22 protein-coding genes and 1 pseudogene are annotated in these 17,180 nt (G+C 62.5%); 17 read left to right on the forward strand and 6 right to left on the reverse strand.

Annotated elements, in window-relative coordinates:
* Positions 1-69 precede the first annotated feature (69 nt).
* Together FGL65_RS15305 and FGL65_RS15310 are read left to right on the forward strand one after the other, a co-directional pair.
* Positions 70-369: an MTH1187 family thiamine-binding protein gene (locus FGL65_RS15305; protein ID WP_147822135.1), complete on the forward strand. Its 300-nt coding sequence runs from the start codon at positions 70-72 to the stop codon at positions 367-369.
* Between the two features lie 78 nt (positions 370-447).
* Positions 448-1,113: a Crp/Fnr family transcriptional regulator gene (locus FGL65_RS15310; protein WP_147822136.1), complete on the forward strand. Its 666-nt coding sequence runs from the start codon at positions 448-450 to the stop codon at positions 1,111-1,113.
* An 8-nt stretch (positions 1,114-1,121) separates the two neighbouring features.
* On the opposite strand, the gene FGL65_RS15315 is transcribed toward FGL65_RS15310, so the two are convergent.
* Both FGL65_RS15315 and FGL65_RS15320 read right to left on the reverse strand, forming a co-directional pair.
* Positions 1,122-1,868 (reverse strand): UPF0280 family protein, encoded by a 747-nt coding sequence (locus FGL65_RS15315; RefSeq protein ID WP_147822137.1) that lies wholly within the window; start codon positions 1,866-1,868, stop codon positions 1,122-1,124.
* Between the two features lie 146 nt (positions 1,869-2,014).
* On the reverse strand, positions 2,015-2,668 hold the full coding sequence (locus FGL65_RS15320) for a lactate utilization protein (protein ID WP_147822138.1): 654 nt from the start codon (positions 2,666-2,668) through the stop codon (positions 2,015-2,017).
* Between the two features lie 358 nt (positions 2,669-3,026).
* On the opposite strand from FGL65_RS15320, the gene rpmH reads away from it, so the two are divergent.
* The 7 genes from rpmH (at position 3,027) to FGL65_RS15355 (ending at position 8,260) form a co-directional block, all read left to right on the forward strand.
* Positions 3,027-3,161 (forward strand): 50S ribosomal protein L34, encoded by a 135-nt coding sequence (rpmH, locus tag FGL65_RS15325; protein ID WP_147822139.1) that lies wholly within the window; start codon positions 3,027-3,029, stop codon positions 3,159-3,161.
* Positions 3,149-3,535: a ribonuclease P protein component gene (gene rnpA, locus FGL65_RS15330; RefSeq protein ID WP_147822786.1), complete on the forward strand. Its 387-nt coding sequence runs from the start codon at positions 3,149-3,151 to the stop codon at positions 3,533-3,535. The genes rpmH and rnpA overlap by 13 nt, the downstream gene beginning before the upstream one ends.
* A complete protein-coding gene (yidD, locus tag FGL65_RS15335; RefSeq protein ID WP_147822787.1) occupies positions 3,535-3,783 on the forward strand; it encodes a membrane protein insertion efficiency factor YidD in 249 nt (82 codons plus the stop codon). Before rnpA ends, yidD begins: the two co-directional genes overlap by 1 nt.
* Positions 3,783-5,399: a membrane protein insertase YidC gene (gene yidC / locus FGL65_RS15340; protein WP_147822140.1), complete on the forward strand. Its 1,617-nt coding sequence runs from the start codon at positions 3,783-3,785 to the stop codon at positions 5,397-5,399. The genes yidD and yidC overlap by 1 nt, the downstream gene beginning before the upstream one ends.
* A gap of 50 nt (positions 5,400-5,449) precedes the next feature.
* Positions 5,450-6,409: an RNA-binding cell elongation regulator Jag/EloR gene (gene jag, locus FGL65_RS15345; RefSeq protein ID WP_147822141.1), complete on the forward strand. Its 960-nt coding sequence runs from the start codon at positions 5,450-5,452 to the stop codon at positions 6,407-6,409.
* Positions 6,410-6,605: 196 nt separating this feature from the next.
* A complete protein-coding gene (mnmE, locus tag FGL65_RS15350) occupies positions 6,606-7,997 on the forward strand; it encodes a tRNA uridine-5-carboxymethylaminomethyl(34) synthesis GTPase MnmE (protein ID WP_147822142.1) in 1,392 nt (463 codons plus the stop codon).
* Positions 7,998-7,999: 2 nt separating this feature from the next.
* The gene (locus tag FGL65_RS15355; RefSeq protein WP_250645509.1) at positions 8,000-8,260 is read left to right on the forward strand and encodes a hypothetical protein; all 261 of its coding nucleotides are present in this window, start codon (positions 8,000-8,002) and stop codon (positions 8,258-8,260) included.
* Here FGL65_RS15355 and FGL65_RS15360 read toward each other — a convergent pair.
* Positions 8,257-8,916, reverse strand: coding sequence for a TIGR04282 family arsenosugar biosynthesis glycosyltransferase (locus FGL65_RS15360; RefSeq protein WP_147822143.1), 660 nt, complete (start codon positions 8,914-8,916; stop codon positions 8,257-8,259). The two genes, FGL65_RS15355 and FGL65_RS15360, sit on opposite strands and share 4 nt — an antisense overlap.
* Positions 8,913-9,653: a TIGR04283 family arsenosugar biosynthesis glycosyltransferase gene (locus tag FGL65_RS15365; RefSeq protein WP_147822144.1), complete on the reverse strand. Its 741-nt coding sequence runs from the start codon at positions 9,651-9,653 to the stop codon at positions 8,913-8,915. Before FGL65_RS15365 ends, FGL65_RS15360 begins: the two co-directional genes overlap by 4 nt.
* Before the next feature lie 44 nt (positions 9,654-9,697).
* On the opposite strand from FGL65_RS15365, the gene FGL65_RS15370 reads away from it, so the two are divergent.
* The 5 genes from FGL65_RS15370 to FGL65_RS15390 are packed head-to-tail and all read left to right on the forward strand — an operon-like array spanning position 9,698 to position 12,977.
* A complete protein-coding gene (locus FGL65_RS15370) occupies positions 9,698-10,144 on the forward strand; it encodes a pyridoxamine 5'-phosphate oxidase family protein (RefSeq protein ID WP_147822145.1) in 447 nt (148 codons plus the stop codon).
* Between the two features lie 42 nt (positions 10,145-10,186).
* Positions 10,187-11,239: a threonine aldolase family protein gene (locus FGL65_RS15375; protein WP_147822146.1), complete on the forward strand. Its 1,053-nt coding sequence runs from the start codon at positions 10,187-10,189 to the stop codon at positions 11,237-11,239.
* A gap of 2 nt (positions 11,240-11,241) precedes the next feature.
* Positions 11,242-11,826, forward strand: a complete 585-nt coding sequence (locus FGL65_RS15380; RefSeq protein ID WP_147822789.1) for an LOG family protein — start codon at positions 11,242-11,244, stop codon at positions 11,824-11,826.
* 18 nt (positions 11,827-11,844) lie between these two features.
* Positions 11,845-12,429 carry a DUF1847 domain-containing protein gene (locus FGL65_RS15385; protein WP_147822147.1) on the forward strand — a complete coding sequence of 195 codons (585 nt, stop codon included), beginning with the start codon at positions 11,845-11,847 and terminating at the stop codon, positions 12,427-12,429.
* Positions 12,426-12,977 carry a DJ-1 family glyoxalase III gene (locus FGL65_RS15390; RefSeq protein ID WP_147822148.1) on the forward strand — a complete coding sequence of 184 codons (552 nt, stop codon included), beginning with the start codon at positions 12,426-12,428 and terminating at the stop codon, positions 12,975-12,977. The genes FGL65_RS15385 and FGL65_RS15390 overlap by 4 nt, the downstream gene beginning before the upstream one ends.
* Before the next feature lie 63 nt (positions 12,978-13,040).
* On the opposite strand, the gene FGL65_RS15395 is transcribed toward FGL65_RS15390, so the two are convergent.
* Positions 13,041-13,682: a formylmethanofuran dehydrogenase subunit E family protein gene (locus tag FGL65_RS15395; RefSeq protein WP_147822149.1), complete on the reverse strand. Its 642-nt coding sequence runs from the start codon at positions 13,680-13,682 to the stop codon at positions 13,041-13,043.
* Between the two features lie 139 nt (positions 13,683-13,821).
* Positions 13,822-14,562, reverse strand: coding sequence for an SIR2 family NAD-dependent protein deacylase (locus FGL65_RS15400; RefSeq protein WP_250645510.1), 741 nt, complete (start codon positions 14,560-14,562; stop codon positions 13,822-13,824).
* Between the two features lie 179 nt (positions 14,563-14,741).
* Between FGL65_RS15400 and icd the strand changes: the two are divergent.
* The 3 genes and pseudogenes from icd to FGL65_RS15415 form a co-directional block, all read left to right on the forward strand.
* Positions 14,742-15,908 (forward strand): annotated as a pseudogene (gene icd, locus FGL65_RS15405) (NADP-dependent isocitrate dehydrogenase); the annotation flags it as partial.
* 87 nt (positions 15,909-15,995) lie between these two features.
* The gene (locus tag FGL65_RS15410; protein ID WP_147822151.1) at positions 15,996-16,625 is read left to right on the forward strand and encodes a LysE family translocator; all 630 of its coding nucleotides are present in this window, start codon (positions 15,996-15,998) and stop codon (positions 16,623-16,625) included.
* 2 nt (positions 16,626-16,627) lie between these two features.
* A complete protein-coding gene (locus tag FGL65_RS15415; protein ID WP_147822152.1) occupies positions 16,628-17,131 on the forward strand; it encodes a hypothetical protein in 504 nt (167 codons plus the stop codon).
* Positions 17,132-17,180: the final 49 nt, after the last annotated feature.

Raw genomic sequence — 17,180 nt, forward strand, 5'->3', positions numbered from 1 at the left:
AAAGGTTAACTAACCAAATCAGGGACCCGTGTCAATCATTCTGCGACAAACCCAACAAAAGGCAGGAAAATGAGCGTCATACTCGAACTTACCATCTTTCCCATGGACAAGGGAACCAGTGTCAGCCCGTACGTTGCCAAGGCCTTGGGCATCATCCGCGAATCCGGCCTCTCTCACAGCTTCGGCCCCATGGGCACCTGCATCGAAGGCTCCTACCGCGAGGTCATGGAGGTTGTGGAGGCCTGCTTCCGCGCCGTCGGCGATGACAGCGAACGCGTGTACATGAACATGAAGCTGGACTGGCGCAAGGGCCGCACCAACGGCATAGGCGGCAAGGTGCGCAGCGTGGAGCAGAAGCTGGACGCATAGACTATCCCGGGCTTGCAAGCCGGGACATCTGTGCTATGAAAGATGACAGCCCGTTCCCATCCAACCACGGAGGACTCCATGCCCCTGCTCGGCCAGCAACCCACAATGCCCATGAAGCAGGTTTCGCACGGGCATTTTCTGTCGCGGACCATGCTCAAGCACAATGTCGTCTTCCATGAGGGTTCCCACGGGGATTCCGCATACATCCTCATTCGCGGGCAGGTGGAGATTTCCGGCAACGTGGACGGCCGCAAGAAGGTCTTCGCCATCCTCAACCCGGTGTCCATCTTCGGGGAGATGGCCCTGTTCCTGGACGACCAGGCCCGCACGGCCACGGCCATCTGCCTGGAGGATTCCGAGGTCATCGAGGTCACCCGCGACGACCTGGACGACTATCTGCGCACCGCGCCCCAGGTGATCTCCTCAATCCTCACGGTGCTGGTTGCCCGGCTCAAGGCCACCACCAAGAAGGCCATGCACGTGCCCAGCATCCCCATGGCCGTTGTCCGCACCCTGGACCTGTTCGCCCAGAACGACTGCACGACCATCGGTTTCGAGCAGGCCGTGCGCAGCATGGCCGACACCCTGGTTTCCTCGCCCGAAACCATCACCGGCTACCTCTTCGGGCTGGCCAACGAGGGCTTCGTCACCATTGAAAAGGACGAGCGCGAACGCAGGGTCATCCGCATCAAGCATCACGACCTGCTCCACCAGGTCATCCAAAGCAGGAAGAAAAAGGAATAGAACGCCAACTAGTCCAGGGCCACGAGCTCCAGATTCCCCCACGCGGCAAGCTTGTCCCCATACTGGGCGAACACACCCGACAGCCCGAGCGTCGCCCACTCCTGCGCCCGTTCCACCACAAGCTCCAGGTCGCGTTCCTCGCCCAGCAGGTTGCACAGGGCCGTTGCCGCGGCATCGGCCAGGGAACCACTTTCGGAGAGCACGCAGACAAGATCGCCGGTGCCCAGACTCAGGGAATGGCCGATGCGGCCGCTGGACGAACACAGGGCCAGCGGGCATTGCTCCGCCTCGACCCTGAGGCCGATGCTGGCCCCGCCCTCGGGATCGGCCAGCAGGGCCACGGTGCGCTCGCGGGTGGAATGCATGTACACGTCTCCGCCGTTTTCCACGAGAATGTCCGGGCACCGGGAGCGAAACCGGTCGGCGACCTCCTGGGCAATGGTCCCGGCAACCGCCGCCATGGGCCCCACCCCGCAGGCCTCCCCGGCCGCATACATGCGCCGGATGAATCCGGGCGCGCCCTTGTCTTCGGACAGGGGCTCCAGGCTGGAAAGGAACTCCGGATGAAAGAGGATGTGATTCTTGAGAGCCCCGCGCAGTTCCTGCACCAGGGCGGCCACTTCCTCGTGGATGTCCTGCGTGGCTATGATGAACAGGTCGGTCTCTTCCACCACCACCTGAAACCCGATCTCGCCCGAGGCCGGATGCATGATTTCGCGGTAGCCCCGCTCCGTGGATAAATGCTTTTTACTCATTCGTAGAATCCATACGCTAAACGCATAGCTGTTCATGAAGGCTGGAGTGCAAGGAGCCGGAAAAAGTCGGCCCGGAGCGCATACAACACTACGTGAGGAGCCGACTTTTCACGGCAACGAAGCAATCGGGCCGTTTTCAACTGCTGCTAAAAGCCTAGGTCCTCGTTGACCAGCACCACCTTGATCCTGCCCTGCGGGAAGGACTTTTCGGTGATGCCCCAGACGTTGCAGATGCGGTCCGGGCTGCTACAGTCGTGACAGATGCCGGTCTTGCGGCACGGAGTCTTCTTGTCCAGGCGCATGGTGTTCACCGGGGCCACGTAATCCTTGATGCGGTCGAAGGCCTCTTCCAGGCCCGGCACGATCTTGTTGCGCCCCACGACGACAACCACGTTCTTCGGCCCGAAGGTGATGGCGGCCACGCGGTTGCCGATCATGTCCAGGTTCACCAGCCAGCCCTCCTCGGTGACGGCGTTGGTGCCGGTGATGAACAGGTCCGCGAGCAGGGCCTGCCTGCGGCGCTCCACCATGCCCTCCTTGGAGATGGTTTTGTCGTAGGTGTCGATGACCTCCAGCTCCCTGGAATCCTTGAGCGCGTCATACAGGCCGGCGGCGACCATGCTCATGGATCCGCCCCAGGAAACCGACCCGGGCGAAAGGGCGGGAATGATGCGGCCAAGCACGATATCCTTGGCCGCAGCGGCGCTTTCGGCGATGAAAACCTCGAAATTGTTGTCCTCGAGCGATTCCTTAAGATCGTTGAGCCTGAGTTCCCAGTAGTTGTTGACAGGATTTTCCATGTCGCACCTCACGGCTGGCTTGAAGAAGGACCAAGGCCCCTCCGAAATATTCCCAGCTTTTTATTTATATATGATCATGTATGGCGCGCGTCGCGCCCGCGCCGGGGGCGGTCCCCGAGGCGGCCTCCAAAGCAACGCCCCTTGCAACCAGCGGATTCTGTTGTGAATTTATCCTCGCTTTCGGCTGAAGAATCATGTACCAGATTCTTCGGACAGCGGAAAGAGCGGGCGGTGAAGATTATCACCAAAATACCCCTCCCGCGCCCTTGACGGACGCAGGTCTTCCGGCTATATGCTTCCGTTCAATATTGACGACAACGTTGGCAACAACGATAATTTTACTCTCAGGAGACTAGATATGAAAAGGACTTATCAGCCGAGCAAGTGCCGCAGGAAAAGAACTCATGGCTTCCTGGTGCGTTCCCGCACCAAAAACGGTCGCAAGGTGATCGCTCGCCGCCGCGCCAAAGGACGCAAGAGATTAGCCGTTTAACCTGGCCTAAGGAACGCCGACTGCTTCGGCGGCCAGAATTTACGGCATGCTTTGAGCGGGGTGTAAAATTTCACTCCAGATTTTTCATAGTATTCGCTTTGAAAAGAGAAGACACCAGGTCCGGCTTCAAGCTGGGCCTGGTCGTCAGCCGTAAAGTGGGTCCAGCAGTCGTGCGCAATCGCGTGAAACGGGTAGTGCGCGAGTATTTCAGGCTGCATCAAAACGAGCTCGACTTGCCCTTGGACATGGCCATCGTGCCCAAGCGCAAACTTGATCCCAGGCAGCTGGATCTTGCCCTCGCAGACGAGGAGTTTACGCCCATGCTTTCCCGAATCCGGGGAACCATGACGGCAGACTCCGTTGAGAGGACATGATGCGCTTCATTTTCAAGGCGCTCATTCGCTTTTATCAGTACTGCATCTCTCCTCTGAAACCGGCATGCTGCCGGTTCATTCCCTCGTGTTCAGACTACGCCATCCAGGCGATTTCCATGCACGGCGCCTGCAAGGGCTCCCTCATGGCGCTTTTGCGCATCCTCCGCTGCCAGCCGCTCTGCAAAGGCGGGTACGACCCCGTCCCGGCCGTTTGGCCATGCCCAAAACCCAAAAGTGAGATGAATTGATGGACAACAAACGACTTCTTCTTGCCGTTTCCCTGAGCATGCTCGTCCTGTTCGCATGGCAGTTTTTCTTTGCCCCCGAGCAGCCCGTTCAGCAACCCGCCGAAAAGGCACAGGTAGCCCGGAAGGCGGCTCCCATGAGCGACGGCGAGGCCCCGGCCGCAGCAACCTCCCAGGATTTCGTGCCCACCGAGGGACGCACCGTCACCGTGGACACCCCGCTGTATACCGCCAAGTTCAACTCCCAGGGCGGCGTGCTCGAGTCCTTCGTGCTCAAGCATTACAAGGAAACCATCCAGCCCGACTCTCCCAACGTGGACATCGTGGGCGACCAGTCCGTGGTCAAGGGTCCCATGGGCATCATCCTGACCCGCAAGGGTTCCGAAGTGCACACCTGGCTCAAGGGCCAGTGGGCCTTTGAAGGCAGCGACCTGAACATCGAGACCGGCAAGCAGGCCCTGGTCTTCTCCGGCCAGGTGGGCGACTTCCGCCTGGAGCGCAGGCTGACCTTTGACGCGGCCACCTACCTCATCGAGGAAGACCTGACCGTCACCAACCAGGGCGCCACCGGCGTGGAAGCCTCCGTGTCCTTCACCGCCGCAGCCAAGGCCATGTCCTCCGAAAAGGACAGCTACAACCCCACCCGCATCGCCTGGTACAACGACGCGGGCCGCGAGGAAGTCAAGGACCGCGAGGACATCGCAAAGGGCGAAGCCACCGCGGGCGACCTGCTCCAGTGGGCGGCCATCCACTCCAACTATTTCATGTTCGCCATTGTTCCCGGCGAAAACAACGCCGTCATGTACTCGGGCGTGCAGAACGACATCTTCCGCTTGGCCGTGGAAGAGCCCACCACCCTGCAGTCCAACGTGTCCAAGACCGTCAAGGCCTCCTATTTCGTGGGCCCGTGCGAACGCGCCATGCTGAAGACCATGCCCGGCAATCTCAAGACCGTGGTGGACTTCGGCTGGTTCGACATCTTGGCCCGTCCGCTGCTCACGGCGCTGAACTTCCTGTACGGCTACGTGCACAACTATGGCATCGCCATCATCCTGCTGACCCTGGGCATCAAGATCGTGTTCTGGCCCCTTTCCCAGAAGAGCTACGAATCCATGGAGCGCATGAAGAAACTGCAGCCCATGATCACCAAGCTCCGGGAAAAATACGGAGACGACAAGCAGAAGCTCCAGCAGGAGACCATGACCCTGTACAAGACCTACAAGGTCAACCCGGCTGGCGGCTGCGTGCCCATGCTGGTCCAGATCCCGGTGTTCTTCGGTCTGTACAAGGCTCTCATGGCGGGCATCGAGCTGCGCCACGCGCCGTTCATCCAGCACCTGCCCTTCACCGACTGGGTCTGGCTGGCCGACCTTTCCGCCAAGGACCCCCTCTACATCACGCCCATCGTCATGGGCGCCACCATGGTCCTGCAGCAGCTCATGACGCCCTCCACCGGCGACAAGATGCAGCGCTACATGATGCTGGCCATGCCCGTGGTCTTCACCATCATGTTCCTGAACTTCGCTTCGGGCCTGGTGGTCTACTGGTTGATGAACAACCTCCTGTCCATTGGACAGCAATGGCTCATGATCGCAAAGAACAAGAAAAAAGAGGCCTAACCCATTCATAAACAAGAGGACAGGCCCCCTCGAAAGATCAAGGAACGTCTATGAGCGACTTCAAGGAGTTCCAGGGCAAGACCCTGGATGAAGCGATTGAAACCGCGTGCGATTTCTACAATCTGCAGCGCAACAAACTCGAAATCGAGATAATCAAGGGCGGATCCACCGGCATCTTCGGCCTGGTGGGCGTGAAGAAGGCCGTGGTCAAGGCCCGCCCGCGCGGCGCCGTGGATACCGAGGAAATCCTCAACGGCAAGAACGAGGAGAAAAAGGACAAGGCCCCCAGGAAGGAGGCCGCAAAATCCGAGCGTCCCAAGCAGGAACGCAAGCGCCCCGAAAGGAAGAAGCCCGAGCCCAAGGTCGAGGAGAAAAAGGTTGCCCCCGAAGTCAGCATGGGCGAAATCCCGTCCGGACCGGTGAGCAATCCCGACGCCGAGGCAAAGGCGCGGTTCGAGGCTGTGGAAATGCCCGAAGAGCAGCCCTCCCTGCCTCTGGTGGACGAACTGGCCGACCTGGACAAGGAAAAGCTGGAAGCCGTGGTCCGCGAAGTGACCAACAAGCTGCTCGTTCCCATCGTGGGCGAGGATCCCAAGCTGGAAATCACCTTCGACCCCGACCGGGTCAAGGTATTCATCGACGACGAGGAAAACAGCGGCCTGATCATCGGCCGCGAAGGACAGACCCTGTCCTCCCTACAGTACCTGGTCAACCGCCTGGTTTCCCGGGCCATGGAAGCCAGCGTGCGCATCCAGATCGACACCGGTGAATACCGGGAGCGCCAGGACGAGAAGCTGCGCCAGATCGCCCTGCACCTGGCCGAAAAGGCCAAGCGCATCGGCCGGACCCAGAGCACCAAGCCGCTCAGCTCCTACCACCGCCGCGTGGTGCACCTGGCCCTGCAGGAAAACGAAACCGTGTTCACCCGCTCCAAGGGCGAAGGCCCCATGAAGCGCGTGCTCATCGTTCCCAAACGAAAGAACGGCAACAACCGCCGCCAGCGGCAGTAGTTGCTTTTCCCATTGTGATACCGGCGGTCTCTCTGGTGAGGCCGCCGGCCCCTTTTTCGGCTCCCGGCGGGCAGCCGCGAAAAAGCGTGAATGCTCCAGACCAGCGCAGGCAACCTGCGTTTCGGACTGGAGTTTTTTGCTTTCTGCCTATACAGTCCGTGGGCAAGAAATAATCATCTGAGAGGTTGGTGTTCCCATGAGTGATGCAGCGAGAAGAAAAGATACCATAGCCGCAGTCGCCACCCCGCCCGGCCAGGGCGGCGTCGGCATCATCCGCATCAGCGGCCCCAAGGCCGTGGAGATCGCCGCAGAACTGTTCCGCGCCACCCGCGAGGACTTCACGAATTTCAAGCCCTACCGCCTGCACCACGGCACCGTGGCGGACAGCGGGGGCAAGGCCATCGACGAGGTGCTGGCGGCCTTCATGCCCGGCCCCAAGTCCTACACCGGCGAAGACACCATCGAATTCAACTGCCACGGGGGGCAGGCCATCCTGGCCGCCGTGCTCGAGGAATGCCTCGACAGGGGAGCGCGCCTGGCCGACAGGGGCGAATTCACCCTGCGCGCCTACCTCAACGGCCGCATGGACCTGACCCAGGCCGAGGCCGTTGCCGAGCTCATCCACGCGCCCTCCAAGGCGGCCATGCACCTGGCACAGGTCAAGCTCTCGGGCGTGCTGGGCCAGAAGATCGACGGTCTGCGAAAGCGGCTGGAGGAATTGCGGGCCCAGCTCTGCGTGGCCGTGGACTTTCCCGAGGAGGAACTGGAATGCCTGCCCATGGAGGAGCTCGCGCGCACCTCCTCGGAAGTGCGCGAAGAGATTTCCGCCCTGCTTACCGCAGTGGAGCGCACCAAGGCCTGGCGCGAAGGCGCGCTGGTGGTGCTGGCGGGCATGGTCAACGCGGGCAAGTCCAGCCTCATGAACGCCCTGCTGGGCCGCAACCGGGCCATCGTCACCGAGATCCCCGGCACCACCCGCGACTACCTGGAGGAAAGCCTGAACCTAGGCGGCCTCACGGTTCGGCTGGCCGACACGGCCGGCCTGCGCAGCACCGGGGACTCCATCGAGGAGGCGGGCATTGAAAAGGGACGGGAACTCATGGAGCAGGCCGACCTCATCCTCTACGTGGTGGACAACTCCGAGACCATTGCCGAGGAAAACATGGACGCGGCCACCCAGCTCGACCCGGCCAAGACCATCGCGGTCATGAACAAGATGGACGTCATCGGGGCCGAGCCGCCGCCGTGGAAAATCTTCAAGCGCTGGATGTTCGAAATCGTCAAGGTCTCGGCCAAGTCCGGCAAAAACCTGGACAAGCTGGCCGGGCGCATGCGCGAACGTCTCCTTGAGGGAGCGGGCCAGCCCGACCCGGACGAGCTGGTGCCCAATGCGCGCCAGGCACAGGTGCTGAAAAGGGCCGCGCAGGAGCTGGAGGCCATGGAGGCCGACGCGACAGCCGGAGTGCCCTACGACCTGCTGGGCGTGCGCCTGGAAACGGCCTGCAACGTGCTGGCGGGCATCACCGGCCGCATCACCTCCGAGGAAGTGCTCGACTCCATCTTCGACAATTTCTGCATCGGGAAATAACCATGATCAATCAAAGCCAAGACATCGACCTCAAGAACGTGACCTGCGGGCTGGTCCCGGCCATCCTCGCGGAACTCTCCAGGCACGACGAGGACGAGGTGCACGTGCTCGTGCGCCAGGGCATCCAGGACGAGCTGTGGAACAGCTTCGGTTCCGGGGGGGAATGGGAGATCGAGATCCAGGAGGATCTCTTTCACGACAGGATCATCTTCCGGCGTATCAGGAAGCAGTCGCTTGATCCGCTCAACCTGATGGATTTCTAACCGTTCACGATTTTCTGGGCCAGTTCCAGGGTCAGGGATCCCTCGGGTACGCCCCGGTCCACCAGATCGCGCACATCCTCAAGGGTGTCCATGTCGGCCATTTCCGGCAGCACCTCCACGGCCATGCCGCTGCCCACAAGGCGCTGCACCGTGTCCTCGAAGACCTGCCCCGTGCTCCAGACCATGTCCGAAAAGACCTCCGGCACAAAGGCTCCGCGCTGAAAACCGATGAGATAGTAGCCGCCGTCCCGCGCCGGGCCCAGGGCGGCCCTGCCCTTGTCGAGCCCGTCAAAGGCCTGCTGCACGACTTCCGCCGAAAGCTCGGGGATATCGCTGCCCACCAGCACCACCTGGTCATAGAACATGAAAAAGGCCTCGCGGAATGCGTTCTCCATGCGGCGGCCGATGTCCGCGCCCTTCTGGGACAGGCAGCGCCGTTGCCTGCCCAGCCACTGGGTCATTTCCCTGCCTTTTCCTTCCGGGGCGTAGCAGACCATGACCTCGGCCCCCTCCACGTCCTCCAGCACGGGCAGCATGTCGGTGACAAAGGCCTTGTAGAGTTCGCAGGCCTGCTCCGGGGAGGTGGATTCGGCCAGCCGGGTCTTGACCTGGCCGGGCTCGGGATACTTGACGAAAAAAAGGATGCATCGGTTCATGTCCGCTCCGTGTTCTCCGAATGGGGTCTGTAGCGCCCTGCCAGGTCTTCGGGGTCCGCGCCCAGCGCATAGCGCAAGCGCAGCCACCAGTTGGCCAGGGTCCGTTGCAGCATGCCTTCCTTTTCCCAGCGCCGGGCCGAGGTGACCGCCCGGTCCGGCAGGATGCGGATGCGTTCCCCGGCGCGGCGCACGCGCCGGAACAGCTCCACATCCTCCATAATGGGAATTTCCGCGTACCCTCCCAGCTCACGGAAATACCCCGCGTCGAAAAAATGGGCCTGATCGCCATAGGGGAGCCGCTCCAGGCGGGAGCGCAGGCTCGCGACACGGGCGACCAGCCATAGCCAAGGATGCCCGGAATCGATGGCCAGGTCAAAGGCCCCGGCCCGAAAACCCAGGGCAACGGCCCCGGCGACCTTGCGGAATGCGTCCCCCGGCAGCCGGGTATCCGCGTGCAGGAAAAGCAGGATATCGCCCGTGGCCCCGGCGGCCCCCGCATTCATCTGCACGGCGCGGCCCTGCGGAGCCCGCACCCGGATCACGGCCGGTTCGTCCAGCGCGGCCAGGGTGGTGGCGTCCGGATGGCCGTCGGCCACAAGGATCTCCACATCCAGCCCGCGGGCCAGTTCCCGGACATGGCGCACCAGGGAATTAATCCCCCGTTGCTCGTTCCAGACCGGCACGATGACGGAAATGAGCGGGATTTTTTCCCCCTTGCCTGTTGTCTTCCCCTGCATGGATGTTTAATAAACGCTTTGGACAAATAAAGAAAGGAGCCCGCATGCGAAAAGGACTTACTTCCGAAAAGGCCACGATCAATGAGATTCTCGACAAATCCCCTGTTCTCTGGCTGGCCGTCAACGACGCAAACGGCCCCTACAGCGTCCCGGTGAACTTCGCCCACGAGGGCGACGTCATCTATGTCCACTCCAGCACAAAGGGCCGCAAGTTCGAAGCCCTGGAAACCGGTGCGCCCCTGTCATTCAGCTGCGCCGTGGACCTGGAACCCAAGCACGGCGACAAGGCCTGCGCCTTCGGGTACCGATTCAAGAGCGCGCTCGGCTTCGGCGCTCCGCGTCGGCTCTCCGGCGATGACGCCAGGCATGCCCTGGAAGTCATCACCCGCAAGTTCGCGGGCAGGAACCTGCCCCTGGAAGACAAGGTCGTGGCCGTCACCGCCGCTTACGCCATAGACATCACCAGCATCACGGCGCGGATCAAGGAGTAATCCCTGACCGCCGCCCCATAACCCCAAGAAACGAGATCTGCCATGAACACCCACACACCCAAACTGCGCTCCTTTGCCAGCGACAACAACGCCGGAGCCCATCCGGAAATCATCAAGGCCGTGTGCGAAGCCAACGAAGGCTACATGCGCGCCTATGGAGAGGACACCATCAGCGAGGCGGCCGACCGCCTGCTCAAGAAACACTTCGGCGAGGACGCCCGGATCTTCTACGTGACCACGGGCACGGCCGCCAACGTGCTGGGCCTGCGCGCGGTGACCCGCACCTACAACTCGGTGATCTGCTCCAGCATGGCCCACATCAACATGGACGAATGCGGCGCGCCCGAGGCCTTCGGCGGCACCAAGCTGGTGCCCATCCCCACCCCGGACGGCAAGCTGACCCCGGGCATGATCGCGCCCTACCTGGGCCATGTGGGATTCGTGCACGCCAGCCAGCCCAAGGTCATTTCCATCACCCAGAGCACCGAGGAAGGCACGCTCTACTCGCTCAAGGAGATCGAGGCCATCGTGGACTTCGCCCGCGACCACGACCTGCTGGTGCACATGGACGGCGCGCGCCTGGCCAACGCCTGCGCGGCCCTGGGCTGCTCGTTCTTCGACATGACCACGGCCCTGGGCGTGGATCTGCTCTCCTTCGGGGCCACCAAGAACGGCCTGATGATGGGCGAGGCGGTCATCTTCCTGAATCCGGAGATCGGCGAGGGCTTCGAATACCTGCGCAAGCAGGGCATGCAGCTCGTGAGCAAGATGCGCTTTGTCTCCGCCCAGGTGGAGCGGTACCTGCGCGACGACCTGTGGCTGGAAAACGCCAGACACGCCAACGCAATGGCCAAACGCCTGGCCGAGAGGGCCGGGGCCATCCCGGGCGTGGAGATCAAGGGCGAGGTGCAGAGCAACGGCGTGTTCGCCCACATCCCCCCGGCGGCCACGGAAATCCTGGAAAAGAAATACTATTTCTACGTCTGGGACGAGCACTCCCACACCCTGCGCTGGATGACCTCCTGGGCCACCACCGAGGAGCAGGTGGACGAGTTCGTCGAAGACATCAAAAAAGCAGTGGAGCAAGTGCGATGAACCTGAAACGAGTCTGCGTATTCTGCGGGTCCAATCCCGGCAATTCCCCGGCCTATGCCGAAGCGGCCCAAAACCTGGGCCGTACCCTGGCCGAACGCAACATCACCGTGGTCTACGGCGGGTCCAGCGTGGGCCTCATGGGCCGGGTGGCCGACGCGGCCCTGGAAGCGGGCGGCGAAGTCATCGGGGTCATCCCCGAGAAACTGCGGGCCAAGGAGATCTTCCACTCCGGCCTGAGCGAGCTGCACGTGGTGGATTCCATGCACGAGCGCAAGGCGCTCATGGCCGAGCTCTCCAACGCCTTCATCGCCCTGCCCGGCGGCATCGGCACCTTCGAGGAATTCTTCGAGGTGCTGACCTGGAACCAGATCGGCTACCACGAGAAGCCCTGCGGTCTGTTGAACATCAACGGCTACTACGCCAAGCTGGCGTCGTTCCTGGACGACGTGGTGGGCCAGGGCTTTCTGGTGCAGGAGCACCGCGACATGGTGCTGACGGGTGCGACGCCCGAGGAGCTGCTGGAGCGGTTCCTCACCTACGAGGCACCGGAAGTGGAAAAATGGATCGAACTCAAGAAACGGCTCTAGCCGTTCAGGGATACACGCATGAAATGCGCCGAATGTGAAAGACGCGAATGCGACAAGGGCAAGGACTGCACGCCCTTCCGCCAGGAAATGATCGACGCCTGCACGCAGGACAAGGATGTCGAGCGCATGATGCAGGTGGCCGACACGGTCATCTCCGACTTCTACATGCAGAAGACCCGGGTCGAGGAAACCATCGAGTTCATCAAGCGCATGGGCTACGCCAAGGTTGGCCTGGCCTTCTGCAAGGGGCTGGCCGACGAGGCCGCGACCATGAACCGGGCGCTCAAGAACGCGGGCATCAAGGTCTCCTCGGCCTGCTGCAAGATCTGCGGCATCAGCAAGACGGAGATGAACATCCCCACCAAGGCGCGGCAGGCTCCCATCAGCTGCAACCCCTTGGGCCAGGCCGAGATCCTCAACAGGGACAAGACCGACCTGAACATATCCTTCGGCCTGTGCGTCGGGCATGACATATTATTCAATCAGGCGTCCGAAGCCCCGGTGACCACCCTGGTGGTCAAGGACCGGGTCCTCGGGCACAACCCGGCGGCCGCGCTCTACTCCGGTTTCTACGCGGCGCGCATCAATGGAGGCAAGAAATGAGCAAGACCGTTCTCGTCCCCCTGGCCCGGGGATTCGAAGAGGTGGAGGCCCTGAGCATCGTGGACGTGCTGCGCCGCGCGGGCGCGGAGGTGACCATCGCGGCCCTGGGCACCACCCGGGAAGTCACCAGTTCGCACAACGTCACGGTGGTGGCGGACGCCATGCTGAATGACTGCGCCGGGCCCTACGACCTCATTGCCCTGCCCGGCGGCATCCCCGGCTCCGAGCACCTGGCCGAATCCGCGGTGCTGGAAGGCATGCTGCACGAACAGGACAAGGCAGGCCGCCTTATCGGAGCCATCTGCGCGGCCCCGGCGGTAGTGCTGCAGAAGCACGGGATCATCCGCGACCGCAAGGCCACGTGCTACCCGTCCTTTGCCAACCGGCTGGAAGACAAAAGCCACACGCCCGAACGCGTGGTGCGCGACGGCAACCTGATCACCGGCGCGGGCGCGGGCCCGGCCCTGGAATTCGGGCTCAAGCTGGCCGAGGCGCTCTTTGGCGGGGACAAGGCCAGGGAGCTCCAGGAAGCCATGCTCATCCGCTAGAAAACAAAAGGCCTTGCCCCATCCGGAGCAAGGCCTTTTTCATTCCCGCCGAAACCGCCCCGCTCAGGGCATGGGCCGTTCCTCGAACATGGTGGAGCGGTCCCACACCAGCCAGTATTTCACCGAGACCTTTTCCAGCTGCCTGAAATACTCCTCGGACTGAAAGCCGTACGCCTTGGACAATTCCTTGATGGTCCCGCGCACCGCCTTGACGATCTCGGGCTTGGGCTTCATGAACAAGCCCTTGTCGTCATGAAAGAACTGCGCCTCGGGGACGGCCATGTCGGCCACGTTGATGGTACCCCGGCCCAGGCTCGCGCCCGTGGAAACCTGGATACCGTCGTTCAGGCAGCTGAACGGGGGCGTGCGCCCGGCAAAGGAGACCACCCGCAGCTGATCGAACGGCGCATCCAGCACTTCGCGCGCCCGCACCCCCATCTTGGCACCGATGATGGACCAGAGCCCCAGGTGGCGATGCATCTCGTTGGTCAGCAGCGTGGCCTTCCATTCCTCCAGGCCGTGGCGCTCGATGATCTTCTGCACGTAGGGCCCCACCACGTCGTTGAACAGTGCTGGGTCCGTGGGATAGGTCTTGAAACAGACCGCGTCGCGGGCGTCGAAACCGCCGTGGGCGCGGGCGGCCGAGGCGCCGCAGAGCACTACCGAAAGGACAAGGAACGCGAAAAGAACGAATCGTTTTTGCATACTATTCCCGTTGGTTATGAGTAGACGAATACGCCAGCCGGGCACAGCCCCGTATACGACAGCTCCACCGGGAAGATCAATGGAATAGTATTCTTTCAAAAGACGTGACACGCACAGGAACAGGAATTACCGGCCCCTTCTATATCCCTTCCACCAGTTGCGGCAGGATCTCCCCGGCCCGGCCGTGCAGGGCGAAATCCATGAATCCCGTGTTGTGCGTGGGTTCCAGGTTGACCTCGATGGTAACGGCCCCGGAGCGTTTGGCCACGTGCGCCAGGGAGGCGGCGGGCTGCACCACGCTGGAGGTGCCCGCCACGAGCATGACGTCCGCCTTGGCCACGGTGTCCAGAACAGTGGAAAGCACCCCTGCGGGAAGCTGCTCCCCGAACCAGACCACCCCGGGCCGCAGCAGGTTGTTGCACCTCGGGCAGGCGGGCAGCGGAGGCAGGTCGGTACGGTTCTCCTCCTCGTAGGTGCAAACCGTGCATTGCAGCCGCCAGAGGCTGCCGTGCAGTTCCAGCACGTTCCGGTTTCCGGCCCGCTGGTGCAGGCCGTCCACGTTCTGGGTCACCAGCAGCATTTCCGGCGCCTGCCGCTCCAGGGCGGCCAGGGCCAGGTGCGCGGGGTTCGGCTCACAGCGGCCCACAAGCTCGCGCCGCCAGTTGTAGAACCGCCAGATCAGCTCGGGATCGCGGGAAAAGGCCTCGGGCCGGGCCAGGTCCTCTGGCCTGTACTCCTCCCATAGTCCATCCGTCCCCCGGAAGGTGGGCACCCCGCTTTCTGCGGAAACACCCGCCCCCGTAAGCACGACAAGACTTCGCGCCCCGGACAGGAGCGCCTTGACGGTTTGCATTTTTGCGATCAGGTTTTCAGCAATCATATCAGTCTATTGAATCATACTTTTTCAAGGCGGGCAAATCGCTTGCCTTCCGGTCCCGCGCTTGGCTATAGTGCTTTTCCCTTTTTGTAAACACAACACCACATGCTTTTCATTCAATAAAACAGGTTGTTCACAAGGTCCGAGCGCACAGCGCGTGAAAACGCGTCGGACAGCAGACAACCGAAAGGCGATCGGAGGTCAGTTTGCCACAAAAGACAGTATATTTCATCGAAGGTGACGGAATCGGCCCGGAAGTATGGGCCGCAGGGCGTCCTGTGCTGGATGCCGCCATTGAAAAGGCCTACGGCAAGGCCAATTCCCTGGACTGGCAGGAGCTCCTGGCGGGCGAAAAGGCCTTCCAGGAAACCGGGGAATACCTGCCCCAGGCCACCCTGGACGTGCTGGCCGGCGCGGACTTGGCCATGAAGGGCCCGCTGCAAACCCCGGTGGGCAAGGGCTTCCGCAGCCTCAACGTCACCCTGCGCCAGACCTTCGATCTCTATGCCTGCATCCGGCCCATCAAGTATTTCCAGGGCATTGAATCGCCGGTGAAACGCCCGGACCTCGTGGACATGGTCATTTTCCGCGAAAACACCGAGGACGTCTACGCGGGCATCGAATACAAGTCCGGCACCCCGGAGGCCAAGCGGCTGGTGGATTTCCTGCGCAACGAGCTGGGCGCGAACGTGGACGCCGCGGCGGGCGTGGGCATCAAGCCCATGACCGAGAAAGGCTCCAAGCGGCTGGTCAAGCGGGCCATCGAATTCGCCCTGGAAACGGGCCGCCCGTCCGTGACCCTGGTGCACAAGGGCAACATCATGAAGCACACCGAAGGCGCGTTCCGGGCCTGGGGCTATGAACTGGCCGAGCAGGAATACGCGGGCAAGCTGGTGCGCGAAGGCGAGGGGGACGGCCCCGTGGTCATCAAGGACCGCATTGCCGACGCCATGTTCCAGGAATGCCTCATGCGTCCCGAGCAGTACTCGGTCATCGCCACCACCAACCTCAACGGCGACTACATCTCCGACGCCCTGGCCGCGCAGGTGGGGGGCCTCGGCCTCGCCCCGGGCGTGAACATGGGCGACAGGCTGGCCTTTTTCGAGCCCACCCACGGCACGGCCCCGACCATTGCGGGCAAGGACATGGCCAACCCCGGCTCCCTGGTGCTTTCCGGCACCATGATGCTGGAACACCTGGGCTGGACCGAGGCCGCAAACCTGATCCACGCCGCAGTGGAAAAGACCATTGCCGCCAAAAAGGTCACCGTGGACCTGGCCGCCCAGATTCCCGGCGCGCAGCAGGTGGGCTGCAAGGAATTCGGCGAGATCCTGCTGGCCAACCTGTAGCGGGAAACATCGCCTGCGATTGATCGCTCAAGACTGAAATCGCCCGGCAGGTTGACCGCAACCTGCCGGGCGATTATCAATTTTGCCATGTTCGACACAACCCAACTCATCATGTTCTTCAGCGCCTCGCTCATCCTGGCAGTGACGCCCGGCCCGGACATCCTCTACGTGCTCACCCGGGGCATCACCCAGGGGCGCAAGGCCGCCCTGTTCGCGGCGCTGGGATTCAACATCGGCGTCATCGCCCACACCCTGTTCGCGGTGGTGGGGCTTTCCGCCATCCTGCGCACCTCGGCCCTGGCCTACCAGGGCGTGAAATACGCGGGCGCGGCCTACCTCATCTACATCGGCATCCAGACCTGGCGCAGCCGCAGGCAGACGTCCGTGCAAGGCACGGCCGACATCGCCAGCCCCAGGGCCATCTTCCGGCAGACCATCATCGCCAACATCCTCAACCCCAAGGTGGCGCTCTTTTTTCTGGCCTTCCTGCCCCAGTTCGTGAGGGCGGAAAACGGCAGCCCGGAAATCCAGATGATCGCGCTGGGCGCGCTGTTCATGCTGGCCGGTTTCTCGGTCTTTTCCCTGGTGGCGCTCTTTTCCGGGATCATCGGCGACAAGCTGCGCCAGAACCCGCATTTCGAGCCGCGCATGAAGGCCGTTGCCGGAAGCGTACTCGTGGCCCTCGGCCTGAGCTTGGCCCTGCCGGAAAACCGGTAGCGATGCTCAGAAGGTTCCGATCCGCCTTCGCCTATCTCAAGGCAGCACCCTGGCCCCACGGGACGGCCCTGGGCTCCCTTTCGCTGGCCGTCTTCCTGGGGCTGGACGGCTGGTGGCTCCTGGACGACGGGCACCCTTACGAAGCCGCGGCCCTCTGGCTCTGGGCCGGAGGCTGGTCCGCAGTCTCCCTGTTCGCCTTGGCCGACGGCATCGCCCGGCACCGGGAATACCGGCGCATCAAGGCCATGCTCCGCAGGCACGGCTACCGCGACCGCATCATGCGACTGGTGGCCCGCTCCCGCTGCCAGCGCGACGCGGCCATGCTCGCGGCCCGGGAATCGGGGTGTCGCGGACAGGCGGCCGCCTATTTCCGAAGCCTGGGCTACCGCTGGTACCACATCCTCCCGGACACGGTGGTGCACAACCCGCTGGTTTTCCTTTCCCCGCGTTTTGTGCGCACCTCGTTCCTCCCCGGAAAAAAGGCGCGCCAAAACAGGTACGTGTAAATACGTCACCCATTCTTTGCCGTTTCATAACGCGCATCCCCACAGCCTT

The organism is Salidesulfovibrio onnuriiensis, from assembly GCF_008001235.1.
Classification (GTDB): Bacteria; Desulfobacterota; Desulfovibrionia; order Desulfovibrionales; family Desulfovibrionaceae; genus Pseudodesulfovibrio; species Pseudodesulfovibrio onnuriiensis.